Source organism: Streptomyces sp. NPDC041784 (genome assembly GCF_055591025.1).
Genome location: NZ_JBVJAB010000001.1, coordinates 115000 through 129484, shown reverse-complemented (window position 1 = coordinate 129484; position 14485 = coordinate 115000). Strand labels below are relative to the sequence as shown.

Here is a 14485-nt window from a genome sequence, read left to right as displayed (position 1 = left end):
GCCCCCCCCCTGTCCCCCCCCCCCCCCCCCGCCCCCCCCCCCCCCCCCCCCCCCCCCCCCCCCCCCGGACCCCTCCCGCGCAAACCGCAAAATCCGCAGAAAAGCAGGACCCCCCGCTGACCTGCGGCGGGCCCCCGCCCCGTTCGGGCGAGGGGCCCGCCGCACAATCCCGCGATATTCCGCAAAAAAGCCGAGCGCCACCCCGCACGCCGGGACCGGCGTCGACCGTCCCTGATTTTTGCGGAATATCGCGGGTTTCTGCGGAGCACCGTCCACCGCCACCCGCACACCACATCACCGCAGGCCACACGTCATCCCCGGCTTTTCTGCGGATATTGCGGTTTGTGCGGCGGCACTCGCTCACGAAGACAGCCTCGGGGTGGTGACTGAGCGAGTGGTCGCACGTCAGGAAGGACGTCATGACCAGGTACTTGACGACGGCGGAAGTTGCCGAGCGATACCGCACGTCGCCCGCAACTGTCCGCTACTGGCGCTACGCCGGAACCGGCCCGCAGTGCTTCATCAGGCGCGGTCGACGCGTTCTGTACGACGCCGTAGCGCTCGACAAATACGACGCTGAAGAGATTGGAGGCCGATGCGCAGCATGACCGGAGACAGCAACGAACCGCAGGAAGAACGCCACTTCGCGGCCAACTCGCCTCGCTGCGAGGGGGTGGGAGCCCATGGCTGACGTGTATGACCGCTGGCACCTGTCCCGCCCGCCGACCGACGCCGAGCCGTGCGAAGCGCACAGCACCAAGACAGCGACCGTGTACCCGAGCATGGAGCACGGAGTCGGGAAGCGCTGGCAGGTGCGCTACCGGGACCTGTCCGGTAAGCAATGCAAGGAGAACTTCACGAAGAGGACGGCTGCGGATTCCCGGGCCGCCAAGGTGAAGGCTGAACTCGACGGCGGCACCTTCACCAGCCGGGAGCGCGGGAAGGAGAAGTTCAAGGCAGTGGGCGAGCGGTGGCGGGAAATGGCCGTGCATCGTGAGCGCACCGAGACGAATGTCGAGCGGGCCCTTCGCCTGCACGTCTACCCCACATTTGGGAACAGGCAGATAGCCAGCATCCAGGTGGCCGACGGCCGGAAGTGGATCAAAGAGCGGTCCACGGCTATCGCCCCGTCCACCTTCGCCACGGCCTGGAATTGCTGCGCCAGCATCCTCAGAATGGCCCACCAAGAAGGCATGATCCCCAAATACCCATGGGACGGCCTCAAGCCGCCTGAGGTGTTCTATCCGGAGGTCCACCCGCTGCACCCGGACGCGGTGAAGGCGCTCATTGAGGCTGCCGGAGACCGATACCGGCCGCTCGTGCGACTCGCCGCCGTCACCGGCCTGCGCCAGGGTGAGCTATTCGGCATTGAGGACCATTTCACCGCCGCAGGCGTACAGGTTGCCCAGCAACTGGTGGGCCCAGACAAGGGCGTGCCGTACCTGGGGGAACCCAAGACCTACCAGTCCTACCGCACAGTGCCGGTCGCCCGCACGTCCGCTGAGGAGATCGAACGCTATCGCGAACAGTTCCCGCCGCGGGCTGTGCAGATCGAGGACCGCACGGACCCGCGCAAACCCGTGTGGCGGACAGCGCACCTGCTGTTTACCAACCAGGCCGGCAACCCACTGCGCCGCAACAGTTGGAAGAGGCAGTGGGACCGGACGGTGCGGCGGGCGAACAAGTCATTGGCACTAGCCGGGAGTTCGGTCCGCGTGCCGGCGGACACGACGCTGCACGACCTGAGGCACTTCTATGCGTCGGTGCTGATCCAGAACGGGGCCACGCCGAAGCAGGTTCAGAAGCGCCTCGGTCACGCCAAGCCATCGATCACGCTCAACGTCTACACGCATCTGTGGGAGGCGGACGTCGACCGGACCGCCGACATGATGGAGTCGGCCCTTAGTTGAGTGCCCTCAGAGTGCCCTACCGGGTGCCCTGAGGGTCTAGTTCCCAGCTCAGAGCAGATGGGCGTACACCCTGTGCGGGGGTGTCGCCCTCTTGTGGTTTTTGGTGGGTGGTGGCTGGAAGTCGATCACCTGATGTGGTGGTGATGGGGTTGGCAGATCGTTTCTCTCTGTTTTGGCTGCGTTACAGTCCGTGATGTTCGGGAGCCGTTGGGGCTGTCAGGATCACGGAGGTGTGCATGAAGCGGGTCATGCTGGGTTTGGCGGCTGCTGGTCTGGTGCTGGGGTCGGCGGTGACGGCGTTTGCCGTCCAGGTCGGGGGTAACATCCCTCCGCTTCACTCGGTGGGGGTCAAATTCGACGGGGGGCAGTACGAGTTCAATCGACCGGGCACTAATCACGGTGCCTTTGAGTGGCGGGGTTGGCTCACTGACACTTCCGCCAATGACCGACACAACGTCTACGTCGAGGTCAAGATCCAAGGGCACGACTGGGTGCGCTACTACGGCAAGCAGCGGCGCTCCGTTCAGCTGCACCAGTCGAACTGGGACGGTGCACAGCGCTACACGGGCAAAGCAAAGTTCCGAGTCTGCCGGGACCGGGGTGCCCTTCGTCCGGACAATTGCGCACCGGAGCTCCTCTACACGCACGACTGGGACCGTGGCTGAGCCTGTCCGAATCGCTGAGCCCAGGTGGTGTCACCTGGGCTTGTGCTCCTGATAGGGGAACGAGATTACTACGCCAGAAGTCTTGTGCGCTAAAGGGGTCGACCTCTTCTACGGTGAGACGCCAGCTGTGCGGAACGCGGAGATCTCGCTGGGGCGGGGAGAGGTTGTAGCGATTACCGGCCAGAGCGGATCCGGCAAGTCGTCGCTGCTGTACTGCTTGGCGGGTGTGTTGCCGGTAGCCCGTGGCGAAGTCTGTTTCGAAGGGCGCCCCTTGGGTCTCCTCAATGACGAGGAACTCAGCGCGATTCGTCGTGAACGCTTCGGTTTCGTCTTTCAATACGGTGAACTTCTCCCTGAGCTGACCGTCGAGGAGAACGCCGCGCTGCCGCTGCGCCTAGCCGGACAGAGCAAGGCTGAAGCCCTTGCCGCAGCTAGTGAAGTCCTAGGGCGGCTTGGCCTCACCCATCTGCGCCAGCGCCGTCCCTCGCAGGTGTCCGGAGGGCAGAGTCAACGAGTTGCGGTTGCAAGAGCGTTGGTGCACAGGCCCACCGTCGTATTCGCCGACGAGCCCACCGGATCCCTCGACAGCAGCAACGCCACGGCCGTCTTGCAGGAATTCCTCGGCCTGGCGCGGTCGCAAGGGACGGCTGTGGTGCTTGTGACGCATGATGTGCAAGTGGCTGCCCGAGCCGACAAGCGCTACACCATGAGTGACGGCCTGCTCATGGCTCAGGTACGGGAAGTGTCGTGAAGGAACTCCTCCTAGGTCTAAGGCTGTTGCTCGGAAGTGGCTGGGGTAGCCGTTCGCGTTTTCTGCTCATGACGGTGGGCAGCGCGATTGGGGTGAGCTGTCTGGCCATCGTGCTCGCAATCCCAGGCATTCTGGCCGCGCAGGACGCTCGCAAGGCGGCTCGTGAGCCGGACTGCTCGAATGGGATGGGCAGGTGCATCTCAAAGCTGAGGAATGCGAACGGTCTGGCGCTCACCAGAGTGGATCCGTATGCGTCGGAACCCCTCACTCGAATCTTCGTGGCTCTGGGGAGCACCCCGATTGATCCACCACCCGGCCTGCATGAAATTCCCGGCCCAGGCGAGGTGGTCGTTTCCCCTCGACTACACGAAGTCCTGAAGGCCGACCCTGGCCTGGCTCGACTCCTGCCAGGGAAGGAAAGCGGACTCATTGATGCTGAGGGTCTGGCTCACCCCGACGAGCTGTACGCGTACATTGGCGCCGACCCTGAAGCGCTCAAGGGAGGCGGGCGCTTGGCGGAGTTCGGAGTCCGGCACACACGCTTCCCAACCGTGGAGTCCTCGACGCTCGACATCCTGCGCTTCACCTTGGCAGGCGTTGTACTGCTTCCGCTGGCGGTCTTCCTCTCTGTGTGCGCTCGACTATCCGCGGCTTCGCGTATGCGGCGGCTGGCAGCGCTGCGCCTGCTTGGGCTCAGCCGAAAGGGTACGCAGCGCGTCAACGCGGCTGAGACAGTCGCTGCCGCCTTGCTGGGGGCCGTCCTTGGGGTGGGCGTCTACTGGGTTGTCAATCAACTCATCGCGCGCATCGGCCTGCCTGGATTCAAGTGGTACCCGGCCGACGGATCGCTCTCCGCTTCCGCCCTCTTTGTATGCCTAGTGGGCTGTCCCACTCTGGCCTGGTTTGTAGGGCGGGCAGGAGCGAGAAGGGCGGCAGCTAACCCGCTGGCCGTGCGGCGCAACGCCGTGGCAAAGCCGCCTCGCCTGTGGGGTCTGCTTCCGCTCGTTCCAGGACTGGCTATCGTCATCGGGTACTGCGTGGCCGGCGCGACGGGACATGTACCCACGGACACCGTGGTCTCTTCGATTCTGATGCCGCTCGCCGTCGTGCTGGTCGGTACAGGTCTCGTTCTGTCGCTGCCGGTCTTCTCACGTGCCCTCGCCCGGAGGTTGGCCCGGTCCGCAAGTTCTCTGTTCCTTAGCCTCGCCATGCGGCGTAACGAAGTGGAACCCGGCGGAGCCCTACGCGTGGCGACCGGGCTGGTGCTCCTAATCTACGCGGCGTCGCTCACTCAGGGTGTGCTCATTGAACTGGATCAGGTATCGAAGAACACCTCGCCAGTCCAGCGCTACACCATGGCGCTTGAGGCAGTTCCGGAGGGCAAGCAACGGGCTCTCACAGAGGTGCCGGGAGTCCGCAGCCATGCCATCGCAGCGCAATCATGGATTGACCCTGATCAGCTGGCGAGTTCGGGGAGCATCAGTGCCGTAATCGCCACCTGCGATCAGTTGCGCAGGTTGGCGTCATCGGTCCAGAACTGCGTTGAAGGGCGTTCCGCTCGACTGATGGTTTCGGGCACGACCTACGACGAGTTCAGCAAGCCAGGTAGCCGCTTTCCCTTCCACCTGCGGAATGCTCAAGGGGAGCGCCGGGTGATGATGGTGCAGGTACCACAGCAGACAGTCCGGTATCACGATGAGGCGGCAGTGGAGATGGTCACGAGCGGCACGGTCCTGATCCCGCCGTCCTTTGTTCCTGCTGGGTTCCGACCTGAAGAGGGGGCCACCCTCTCTCTTCTCAGCAGCTCCGATCCCCGGACAGTGCTCTCCGTACTCGAAGGCATTGCAAGGGTCGATCCCACGATCGAGGTCGAAACCGCTGGCGTGGATGTCTCCTCCCTCCAGCAGATCACGGTCATCAAGACCCTGCTCGCCGTAGGCATGGTCCTCGGCCTCATCATCGGTGTCGCCGCCTACCTCGTCGCCGCCACGGACCGAGCTGTCGAACGCCGGCCGCAGGTCACCGCACTGGCGCTGCTCGGGGCCAGGTCCCGGACACTGCGGGCCGTTCAGGTTGCACAGGTCGTGCTGCCCCTGGTCGTCGGGCTCGTGTTGGCCGTGGTGACCGGGAAGCTGGCGGAGTCCAGTTACCTGGTGACTGGTGGCGGGTCCATCTTCTGGGACGGTGCTGGGGTTCCGTTGCTGCTTGCGTGTGCCCTGGGCGTGGTGATGCTTGCCGCGCTCGGATCCCTGCCGCTGATCGGGCGGCGAATTGACCCGGAGTTGATCCGTCGGGACTGACGGACGGGAGTTGCAAAGAGATGGGGCGGCACCCTGCGGGGTGCCGCCCTCTCGCGGTTGATCCTGCCTCCGCTTGGTTCAGTCCTTTGGCGAAGTCGAGGAGGAGGGCGGCGAAAGCGGCCATTTCTCTTGCGGTGCCCGCGTCATGCAGTGCTCTGGCAAGCCGTCCGGTGCGTGTGGTTGACGAGCTCGACGTCGCAGTCCGACACCTTGGAGTAGTCGCCCTTGGCGGCTGCCTGCGTCGGCTGTTCGACCAGGGCAACGTAGATGACACATCCAGGTACGGGCTCAGGCCGGGCCCGCGGGAGTTCCAGGTGGACGGGCACCGGCTGGTCCATGGCGGTCATGGTGCCTTGCTTCCTCGTGACCGCTGCCACGCCCGCTGCCGCCCCCTCCGCAGCTTTGCGGACTCCGGGCATTCCTTCGTCCTTCAGCGCGGCACTGCGCGCCTCTGAAGCAGTGGTCGACGTCTACAAGGCACTCACCGACGTCGAACACCGCTGCACGAATCATGGCCGCAGCGTAGCCGGACAGAAGAGTCGGTGAGGCTACGCGAAGGCCCAGCCGCTCCACTGATCGACTCTGACGGCCACCACCGGGCCTTGCGGAGGGGAGCTCTCGTACTGGGCGTACTTGCCACACAACAACTCGACCGCCTGGTACCGCCGCGGCCCGTTCTCCAGCACTTCCCCACGGCCGTCGGCGCGGGCCCACCACAGGGTCGACCAGTCGTCGTCGTAGTGGTCCACCAACACCGTCACGGCGGGGTTCTCCCGGATGTTGCGCAACCGCCGCAGATCCCAGGTGCTCTTGGGCTTGTGATCCACCGCGGAGTACAGGACGTCATCCACTACGGCGAAGGTCACCGGTACCGCGTGAGGCACTCCACGGGCGTCGGCTGTCGCCAGCCTGGCGACGGAGGACGCGACGAAGCGTTCCCGGGCGATGAGCGGCGAGAGCTTCATGAGCCCACCGTAGCGAGGCTGGGATGCGTCCGGCTGAGCGAGCGTCGGTAGGGTCCCCGGGTATGGCTGGTGAGTGGCGGAAGGATCGGATCGGTAGTGCGCTGCGTGGGGAGAATCCTGCTGTGGTGCGGAGGCTGGGGTCCGGGTTTGTGGTGATGGGGGACGTGCAGTTTTTGCCGGGGTACTCGGTGCTTCTTGTGGATGATCCTCGGGTACAGCGACTCTCGGAGCTTTCGAGGGGGAAGCGGCTGGGGTTTCTGAGTGACATGGATCGGTTGGGGGAGGCTGTCGAGCGGGTGTGTGGGCGGTTCGATCCGGGGTTTCGGCGGGTCAATTTGGAGATTCTCGGGAATTCCGATCCGTTTCTGCACGCGCATGTGTGGCCGCGGTTCGACTGGGAGCCGGCCGAATTGGTGGGGCTGCCCGTGTGGCTGTATCCCCGTGAGCGATGGAGTGACGCGGAGTATGCGCTCGGGCCGCGGCACGATGTGCTGCGGGCGGCCATCGGGGAGGAGTTGGATCGCCTTGGTGTCGCCGCCGCGCTGTGACGCTGCGCACGGGCGCCCGTAGCGAGTGACTCCGGCCGCCCGTGCCTCGGTGCGATGGGCGTAGTACCCGTTTGCCGGGCGCGCCTCCGCCTCCGCCCGCCTCCTACGCCTTTGCCGCCGGCAGGACGTGGCGCCGTGCTACGACCGGAACGGCCCCGTCACCTCGTACGTGATGCCGCCCGACGAGCTTCCGCTCGTGCCCCGCTGGCTGGAGAAGTACAGGCGGGTGCCGTCGGGGGAGAAGGCCGGGCCGGTGATCTCCGAGGAGGACTGGCCGTCGATGCGCAGGAAGGGGGCGATGACGTCGTCGGGGGTGATGACGCAGATCTCCATGTTGCCGCCGTCCTCCGCCACGAACAGGTCGCCGGAGGAGGAGCCCGTGACGTTGTCGACGCCGGTGAGCGGGGCCGTGCCGCTGGTCACCAGGGAGTCGTCGTAGGCGAGTTCGATGGTCTGGGCGGCCGCGTTGTACTGCCAGACCCGGTTGTCGCCCTTGGTGGTGAACCAGCAGGTGTTGTCGGCGTAGTGGCAGCCCTCGCCGCCGTTGAAGCGCTTCGCGCCGGAGACCTGGTTGCGGGTGGCGGTGGCGCCGGTCGGGTCGGGGACCGTCGCCCAGGTGACCGGGCCGCTCGTGGCGGTGCCGGCGACCATCACCTCCAGGGTGCCGGAGGACAGGCTGCCCCAGGTCGTCGGGCGGAAACGGTAGAAGCAGCCGTTCGTCTCGTCCTCCGTCAGGTAGACCACCCTGCGGACCGGGTCGGCGGCCGCCGCCTCGTGCTTGAAGCGGCCCATCGCGTCGCGCCGGACGGCGGACTGCACGCCCCAGGGGTCCGTCTCGTAGACGTAGCCGCGGTCCACCTCCTCGCAGGACAGCCAGGTGTTCCACGGCGTCTTCCCGCCCGCGCAGTTCTGGCGGGTGGAGGACAGGATGCGGTACGCGCCCGTGATCGCGCCCGCCGCCGAGAACTTCACCGCGCTCGCGCCGCCCGAGGGGTTGATCTCCGAGTTGGAGACGTAGATCCAGCCGGTGCCGTCCGCGTAACAGGCCCCTCCGTCGGGGGCGCGGTGCCAGGTGTACGACGTCCCGGACACCGTCTGGCCGGAACGGGCGATCACCCGGCTGGTGAAGCCGCTGGGAAGCCGGATGCCGTTGGCGTTCGGCGAACCGAGTGCCCCGTAGGGGCCGGTGCCGGGCTGCGCCGGGGCGGCGTACGCGGCGCCGCGCCACAGGGTTCCGCCGAATACGGCGGAGGAGCCGCCGACCGCGGCCGCGCGCAGGAAGGTACGACGTTCCACGCTCACTCCCGAGGGTGTCGTGAACGGCCCGGCGCCGGTCGGCGCCGGGGGTCGTGCGCTGCCGAACGCTAGGAGCCCAGAATGGCGTTGCCGTGGCCATGCCGTGACGGGGAGATGCGGGCTGCGTGACCGGCAGCGCCGTAGGCTGCCCCGAACACTGGCGGAAGGGGTACGGCCGTGGCCGGCTGGAGCGCGCACGACATTCCCGATCAGAGCGGTCGCACCGCGGTCGTCACCGGGGCCAACAGCGGTCTCGGGTACGTCAGCGCACGGGAGCTGGCCCGCAAGGGGGCGCGGGTGGTGCTCGCCTGCCGCAGCGAGGCCCGGGGGAAGGCGGCCGTCGAGCGGCTTGGCCGTGAAGTGCCCGGTGCGGTGGTGGAGTTGGCGCGGATGGATCTCGGGGACCTCTCCTCCGTACGGGAGTTCGCCGCCGCGCGCTCGTCCGACGGGCTCGATCTGCTCCTCAACAACGCGGGCGTCATGGCGTTGCCGTACGGCACCACCGTCGACGGGTTCGAGACGCAGTTCGGGGTGAACCACCTCGGGCACTTCGCGCTCACCGGACTGCTGCTGCCCGCGCTGCTCGCCACGCCCGGCGCCCGCGTCGTGACCGTCTCCAGCATGGTCCACCTGCTCGGCAACATCGACCCGGACAATCTCAACTCCGAGCGCGGATACCGTCGTTGGGCTGCGTATGGCCGCTCCAAGACCGCCAACCTGCTCTTCACGCACGAGTTGGCGCGCAGACTGGCGGCGGCCGGCGCGGACGTCGTCGCGGCGGCCGCGCATCCGGGGTACGCGGCGACCAACCTCCAGACGGCCGGGCCGCGGGCGCGGGGGCGCCGTACCACCGAGCGGCTGATGGAACTCGGCAACCGGGTGATCGCCCAGTCCGCCGAGGCCGGCGCGCTGCCCGCCTTGTACGCGGCGACCGCGCCCGGTGTCCGGCCGGACTCCTTCACCGGACCGTCCCTCGCGATGTGGCGCGGGGCGCCCGCGCCCTCGTGGCGCGCGCCTTGGACCCTCGACGACCGGGCCGGGCAGCGGCTCTGGGCCGACTCCGAGCGGCTCACCGGCGTGTCCTACGGCGCCCTCGACACCTGAGCGACGGACCGCTGAGCGCTCACCCCAGCGACGTGTTGCAGCCCGTGGCGACGCGCACCTTGTTGGACCAGGTGTCGCTGGCGATGTCCCACACCATCATCGTCGAGTCCTTCGGGTAGCCGTAGGCGGTGCAGTCCAGCAGGCCCGTCCGCACGTCGAAGGCGCCACCGGGGCGGCCGTCGACCCGACGGGCGGTGGTGTCCTTCGTCCAGACCGGGATGCCGCGCGGGCCGGAGTCCCTGAAGAGGGCCATCCGCGCGGTGCCGCCGAGGGTGAAGCTCCGGCCGTGCAGGTCGATGCCGTAGATGCCTATCCTGCTGCCGCGACGGGTTGCCCAGGCGTAGGGCGCCGCTCCGTACGCCTTGCCCACGATGGCGTCCCCCGAGCCCGAGCTCGGGGTCGAGCCCGACGCCGGGGTCGTCAGCTTGGCCATGGCTGCCGTGGTCGTCGTCTTCTCGTCGCCCGAGCCGCACCCGGTGAGCGTGGCGATCGCCGTCGCGGCGACGACCGTGGTGACGGCGAGTGTGGTGGCGCGGGACATGTTCATGGTCGTCTCCCGATCTCCGCCGGCCGCGGCTGCGGTGCGCGGCCGATGCCCTGAGGGACACCGGACCGCGCACCGGGGTTCCGGCCGCGTCGGGGGTGCGGAGGCACGGGGGTGGCCGGCGGGGGCACACGGGGTGGTACGGCGTCCCCGCGCGCGTGACGTGCGGGGATCCGTGAGGTACCTGCGGGATTCCGTGGGACACGGGCCGGGTTCCATAGGGCACCGGCCGGGTTCCGTGGGGCACCGGCCGGGTTCCGTGGGGCACCGGCCGGGTTCCGTGGGGCACCGGCCGGGTTCCATAGGGCACCGGCCGGGTTCCGTGGGGTACCGGCCGGGTTCCGTGGGGCACGCGCGGCAGGGCGCCGTCAGCGGAAGGAGTCGAAGCGCTGCTGCGGGAACTCGTCCGTGTACCCCTGCCCGTACCCCCGCGAGCTGTCGGGCGCGTACTCCTCCGCGTACCGCTGCGCGAAGTCCTCCGGCATCGGTGTGGTGTCCAGGTAGAACCACTCGGCGGTGGGGCCGGGGGCCGTGGGCGCGGCTGCCGCCACGGGGGACGGTGCGGGTGACGGGGACGTGGGGCGGCGCGGCAGCGGGCCCGGCCGCGACGGGCGGTCCGCCGTGGGCCGGACCGTCGGCTCCACAACCGGCCCCGGCGCCGATTCCCGCATCGATTCCTGCATCCGTTCCCGCAACCGTTCCCGCAACCGTTCCCGCATCGGTTCCTGCATCGGTTCCTGCATCGATTCCGGTGCCATGGGCGGCCGTTTCGCCGGGCCCGGCATCAGCAGTTCCACCCGCAGGCCCTTCCCCCGCTGCTGGGCGGTGAACTCCTCCACCTGGCTGCGGCAGGCGTGGTCGAGGTGGGTCACCCCGGTGAGGTCGAGCCGGATGCGCGGCTTGCCCGCCTCGGCGGCGCTCTCCAGGGCCTCGATGACCTGCGGCAGCCGTAGGAAGGTCGCGTTGCCGGCCATGACGACCTTCGCGGTGTCCTCCTCGATGTGCTGCCGGATGACGGTCTGTGACATCCGCACCGCGACCAGCACGATGCCCGCCGCGAGGCCGAACAGCACGCCCTCCAGCAGGGCCGTCGCCACGATGACCAGGGTGGTCAGCGTCATGACCGCGAACTCGCCCCGGTCCTGCCGCCACATCTTCGGGAACTCCTCGGGCGCGAAGAGCTTCCAGCCGCTGTGCACGAGCACGCCCGCGAGGACGGAGATCGGGATCAGGGCCAGTACCTGGGGGAGGAGGAGGGCGAAGGCCAGCAGCCACAGGCCGTGCAGGGTGCGGGAGAGCCGGGTCTTCGCGCCCGCCTGGACGTTGGCCGAACTGCGCGCCACCACCGCCGTGATGGGCAGCGCGCCGAGCAGACCCGCGATCGTGTTGCCGGCGCCCTGGGCGATCAGCTCGGGGTTGTAGCGGGTGCGCGGTCCGTCGTGCATACGGTCCACCGCGGCCGCCGTGAACAGCGACTCCGCGGAGGCGATCACCGTGAAGGTGAGGATCGCCGTGATGATGCCCACGTCCGCCAGGCCCGCGAACTGCTCCGGACCGGGTACGTCCACGGCGGCCAGCAGATTGCCCACCTGGAGCGTCTTGACGTCGACGCCCGGGAGCGCGGCGACCGCGATGCCGATGCCGACGGCCACCAGGGCCGCCGGGACCTTCCTGACCGGGCCCGGCACCTTCTTCCACAGGAAGCTCAGGACGACCGTGACGACGCCGAGGCCGGCCGCGATCATCGCCTGCGGGTCGGCGAGCGTGTCCGCGAGCAGGCCGGGGATGCCGGCCATGTTCTCCAGCGGGGTGCCGGGCGCCTTCGCGTCCATCGCCGGGTACGCCTGGCTGAACATCAGCGGCAGACCGATGCCGGCCAGCATTCCCTGGACGACGGCGAGGGAGATCGCCTGGAAGAACCGGCCCAGTCGCACCAGGCCGAGGACGATCTGGAGCAGGCCCGAGAAGAGCACGATCACACCGAGGGTGGCCACGCCGTACTCCAGTACGGTCTCCGCGACCAGGGCGGCGAGACCGGCGGCCGGGCCGCTCACCTGGAGCGTGCTGCCCCGGGCCGCGCCCACCACCAGACCGCCGATGACACCCGAGATGATGCCCAGCTCGGCGGGGACACCGGAGGCGACGGCCACGCCGATGCACAGGGGGAGGGCGACCAGGAAGACGACGAGGGACGCGGTGATCTCGGTGGCGAGGTCGCCTTTCGGGAGCTTCGGGAGCTTCGGGACCTTCGGAATCTTCGGCGCCTTCGACCCGGGGGACCGGGACTCCGGGGCGTCGGTGCTCGTCGTGTCGGCCTTCGTGGTGGGCGCCTTGAGCCGGTCACGCGCTCGGGTTCGGGTTCCCGCGGTCTCCGTCGCTCGGGTTCGGGTTCCCGCGGTCTCCGTCGCCGCCCCGAACCCCGGCCCGTCGAAGTCCAGGTCGTCCCACCCCAGCGTCGCGTAGTCCGCCGTCGCCGCGGGGCCGCCGACGGACGGCGCGTCGAGCGGCGGGGGCGGGAACGGCAGCCCGCCCGCCTCCCGGAAGGTGCGCCCCGCCCCCGGGGCGCCGGCCGCTTCCTCCGCTCCCGCGCCGCCCCGTCCCCGGGCGCGCCGGGCGTGCGTGCCGCTCATGCCGCGTGCACCCGGAACAGACCGTCCTCGTCCAGCTCCTGCACCTGGCCGGTGTCCACCTCGTAGTACCAGCCGTGCAGCCGCAGCCGCCCCGCGTCGAGCCGTCGGCGTGTGGCCGGGTAACTCCGCAGCACGGCCAGCTGGTTGACGACGTTCAGCTGGGCGACGTCCGGCAGGCGCGGATCCTCGACGACCCCGTCCAGCACCGGCGCGAGCCTCGGCCGGGCCAGTTGCAGCCAGGCGTCCACCCCGGGCAGGGCGGACAGGTCGTCGCCGGACTTGAGGGCGCCCATCGCACCGCAGTGGGAGTGACCACACACCACGACGTCCTGAACGCCGAGCACCTCCAGCGCGTACTCGATGGTGGCGGCCTCGCCCGAGGCGCCCTGCCTGCCGTGCGGCGGAACGATGTTTCCCGCGTTTCGCAGCTCGAATATCTCACCGGGCCGCGCGCCCGTTATCAGGGCTGGAATCACCCGCGAGTCCGAGCAGGTGATGAACAATGCCTCGGGGTATTGGCCTTCCGCCAGCCGTCGATATTCGCCGCTTTCGAAGTCGACCCGTCGTTTGAACGAGCGGGCGCGATCCAGCAGAGCCTTCATGCAGTCCTCCCAGGTCAGAGCTGGTCGTCGTGGGGGGGCGACCAGTTCCTCATCACCGTAGAGGAGCGTTTGCCAGGCGAAGGTTAGAGGAACACTAAACCGCCGACAAGAAAGGGACATTTTTTGATCGGTGCTGAGCCGCTGCTCACATTGTCCGGGATCTGTGCGGTGTTCTAATGACCGTTCTTGTAGCGTGACGAGTCCACGGAACACGCGAATTCGGTTCACGGGAGAGACGGGAAAGCATGGGCGTACGAGTCCTGCTCATCGAGGACGACCAGACGATCGCCGAACCGCTCGTCGAGGGCCTCGGCCACTTCGGGCTGACGGTGCGGCACGTCGGCACCGGGCACGAGGGGCTGAGGGGGCCGTACGGCGATGTCGTACTGCTCGACCTGGGGCTGCCCGATGTGGACGGCATCGACGTCTGCCGGGGCATCCGGCAGACCTCCGACGTCCCGATCATCATCCTCAGCGCGCGGGGAGAGGAGGCCGACCGTGTGCTCGGCCTCGAACTGGGCGCCGACGACTATCTGGCGAAACCATTCAGCATGCGTGAGCTGGTGGCCCGCGTGCGCGCGGTGACCCGCAGGACCCAGCGCGGGCTGGGGGAGCGGGAGTTCGCGGGGACGGCGGCGGCCGGCACCGGTGCGGAACCACCGTTCGCCGGTGCGGAACCACCGTTCGGTAGTGCGGAACCACCGTTCGGCGGCACGGCCTTCGCACCGCCGGCGGCCGAGGTCCCCCTCGCTCCCGAAGTCCCCGTCGCGGCCGAGGCCGTCGTGGACGGTGGGGGTGCCGTGGGTGCCGTCGGTCCCCTGGTCGTGGACCGCCGGACCCGGCAGGTGTGGGTGGGGGAGGAGGCCGTGGCGCTGACGCCCAAGGAGTTCGAACTGCTCGCGCTGCTCACCGAGGACCCGGGGGCGGTGTACTCGCGGCAGCAGATCATCGACCGGGTGTGGGACCCGCACTACCAGGGGCCTACGAAGACGCTGGACGTCCATGTGGCCACCCTGCGCCGCAAGTTGGGCAACCCGGCCTGGATCCAGACCCTGCGCGGCGTGGGCTTCCGGCTGGCGGTGCACACCGCCTCCCCGGGCGCGCCCCCGCCGTCCGCACCACCGGGTTCCTCGTCGTCGTACGCGCCGGCGGGTTCGCCATCGTCGTACG

At 68.7% G+C, this 14485-nt stretch carries 13 protein-coding genes and 1 pseudogene; 8 read left to right on the top strand and 6 right to left on the bottom strand.

The features are described 5' to 3' along the window. Nucleotides 1–419 precede the first annotated feature (419 nt). From ACZ6D7_RS00610 to ACZ6D7_RS00590, 5 genes are all read left to right on the top strand, one after another. Nucleotides 420–608 carry a helix-turn-helix domain-containing protein gene (locus ACZ6D7_RS00610; RefSeq protein WP_469481752.1) on the top strand — a complete coding sequence of 63 codons (189 nt, stop codon included), beginning with the start codon at nt 420–422 and terminating at the stop codon, nt 606–608. 75 nt (nt 609–683) lie between these two features. Continuing rightward, nucleotides 684–1910 (top strand): tyrosine-type recombinase/integrase, encoded by a 1227-nt coding sequence (locus tag ACZ6D7_RS00605; RefSeq protein ID WP_469481749.1) that lies wholly within the window; start codon nt 684–686, stop codon nt 1908–1910. 236 nt (nt 1911–2146) lie between these two features. Then, on the top strand, nt 2147–2575 hold the full coding sequence (locus ACZ6D7_RS00600; protein ID WP_469481746.1) for a hypothetical protein: 429 nt from the start codon (nt 2147–2149) through the stop codon (nt 2573–2575). Between the two features lie 127 nt (nt 2576–2702). Next, nucleotides 2703–3326: an ABC transporter ATP-binding protein gene (locus ACZ6D7_RS00595; protein WP_469481741.1), complete on the top strand. Its 624-nt coding sequence runs from the start codon at nt 2703–2705 to the stop codon at nt 3324–3326. Then, on the top strand, nt 3323–5626 hold the full coding sequence (locus ACZ6D7_RS00590; RefSeq protein WP_469481738.1) for a DUF1656 domain-containing protein: 2304 nt from the start codon (nt 3323–3325) through the stop codon (nt 5624–5626). The genes ACZ6D7_RS00595 and ACZ6D7_RS00590 overlap by 4 nt, the downstream gene beginning before the upstream one ends. Before the next feature lie 143 nt (nt 5627–5769). Here the strand turns inward: ACZ6D7_RS00590 and ACZ6D7_RS00585 are convergent, their stop codons facing one another. Together ACZ6D7_RS00585 and ACZ6D7_RS00580 are read right to left on the bottom strand one after the other, a co-directional pair. Beyond that, on the bottom strand, nt 5770–5973 hold the full coding sequence (locus ACZ6D7_RS00585) for a hypothetical protein (RefSeq protein WP_469481735.1): 204 nt from the start codon (nt 5971–5973) through the stop codon (nt 5770–5772). Nucleotides 5974–6174: 201 nt separating this feature from the next. After that, complete coding sequence (locus ACZ6D7_RS00580) at nt 6175–6591, bottom strand: TIGR03668 family PPOX class F420-dependent oxidoreductase (RefSeq protein WP_469481731.1); 417 nt, start codon at nt 6589–6591, stop codon at nt 6175–6177. Nucleotides 6592–6653: 62 nt separating this feature from the next. Between ACZ6D7_RS00580 and ACZ6D7_RS00575 the strand changes: the two genes are divergently transcribed. Further along, nucleotides 6654–7139 (top strand): HIT family protein, encoded by a 486-nt coding sequence (locus ACZ6D7_RS00575; protein ID WP_469481728.1) that lies wholly within the window; start codon nt 6654–6656, stop codon nt 7137–7139. A gap of 138 nt (nt 7140–7277) precedes the next feature. Here the strand turns inward: ACZ6D7_RS00575 and ACZ6D7_RS00570 are convergent, their stop codons facing one another. Continuing rightward, entirely contained in the window at nt 7278–8435 is a 1158-nt protein-coding gene (locus tag ACZ6D7_RS00570; RefSeq protein WP_469481725.1) for an alkaline phosphatase PhoX, read from the bottom strand. Nucleotides 8436–8612: 177 nt separating this feature from the next. Here ACZ6D7_RS00570 and ACZ6D7_RS00565 point away from each other — a divergent pair, with 177 nt between their 5' ends. Next, nucleotides 8613–9539 (top strand): oxidoreductase, encoded by a 927-nt coding sequence (locus ACZ6D7_RS00565; RefSeq protein ID WP_469481721.1) that lies wholly within the window; start codon nt 8613–8615, stop codon nt 9537–9539. A 19-nt stretch (nt 9540–9558) separates the two neighbouring features. Here the strand turns inward: ACZ6D7_RS00565 and ACZ6D7_RS00560 are convergent, their stop codons facing one another. The 3 genes from ACZ6D7_RS00560 to ACZ6D7_RS00550 form a co-directional block, all read right to left on the bottom strand. Further along, the gene (locus ACZ6D7_RS00560) at nt 9559–10086 is read right to left on the bottom strand and encodes a hypothetical protein (RefSeq protein ID WP_469481718.1); all 528 of its coding nucleotides are present in this window, start codon (nt 10084–10086) and stop codon (nt 9559–9561) included. A gap of 365 nt (nt 10087–10451) precedes the next feature. After that, on the bottom strand, nt 10452–12713 hold the full coding sequence (locus ACZ6D7_RS00555) for a SulP family inorganic anion transporter (RefSeq protein WP_469481715.1): 2262 nt from the start codon (nt 12711–12713) through the stop codon (nt 10452–10454). Continuing rightward, nucleotides 12710–13315: a carbonic anhydrase gene (locus ACZ6D7_RS00550; protein ID WP_469481712.1), complete on the bottom strand. Its 606-nt coding sequence runs from the start codon at nt 13313–13315 to the stop codon at nt 12710–12712. The genes ACZ6D7_RS00555 and ACZ6D7_RS00550 overlap by 4 nt, the downstream gene beginning before the upstream one ends. 245 nt (nt 13316–13560) lie before the next feature. Between ACZ6D7_RS00550 and ACZ6D7_RS00545 the strand changes: the two are divergent. Beyond that, nucleotides 13561–14430 (top strand): annotated as a pseudogene (locus ACZ6D7_RS00545) (response regulator transcription factor); the annotation flags it as partial. Nucleotides 14431–14485: the final 55 nt, after the last annotated feature.

What these genes read in the sequence shown, in the direction of transcription:
- ACZ6D7_RS00610 (WP_469481752.1), top strand. Translation starts at nt 420, where the DNA reads ATGACCAGGTACTTGACGACGGCGGAAGTTGCCGAGCGATACCGCACG.
- ACZ6D7_RS00605 (WP_469481749.1), top strand. Translation starts at nt 684, where the DNA reads ATGGCTGACGTGTATGACCGCTGGCACCTGTCCCGCCCGCCGACCGAC.
- ACZ6D7_RS00600 (WP_469481746.1), top strand. Translation starts at nt 2,147, where the DNA reads ATGAAGCGGGTCATGCTGGGTTTGGCGGCTGCTGGTCTGGTGCTGGGG.
- ACZ6D7_RS00585 (WP_469481735.1), bottom strand. Translation starts at nt 5,973, where the DNA reads ATGACCGCCATGGACCAGCCGGTGCCCGTCCACCTGGAACTCCCGCGG.
- ACZ6D7_RS00580 (WP_469481731.1), bottom strand. Translation starts at nt 6,591, where the DNA reads ATGAAGCTCTCGCCGCTCATCGCCCGGGAACGCTTCGTCGCGTCCTCC.
- ACZ6D7_RS00575 (WP_469481728.1), top strand. Translation starts at nt 6,654, where the DNA reads ATGGCTGGTGAGTGGCGGAAGGATCGGATCGGTAGTGCGCTGCGTGGG.
- ACZ6D7_RS00560 (WP_469481718.1), bottom strand. Translation starts at nt 10,086, where the DNA reads ATGAACATGTCCCGCGCCACCACACTCGCCGTCACCACGGTCGTCGCC.
- ACZ6D7_RS00555 (WP_469481715.1), bottom strand. Translation starts at nt 12,713, where the DNA reads ATGAGCGGCACGCACGCCCGGCGCGCCCGGGGACGGGGCGGCGCGGGA.
- ACZ6D7_RS00550 (WP_469481712.1), bottom strand. Translation starts at nt 13,315, where the DNA reads ATGAAGGCTCTGCTGGATCGCGCCCGCTCGTTCAAACGACGGGTCGAC.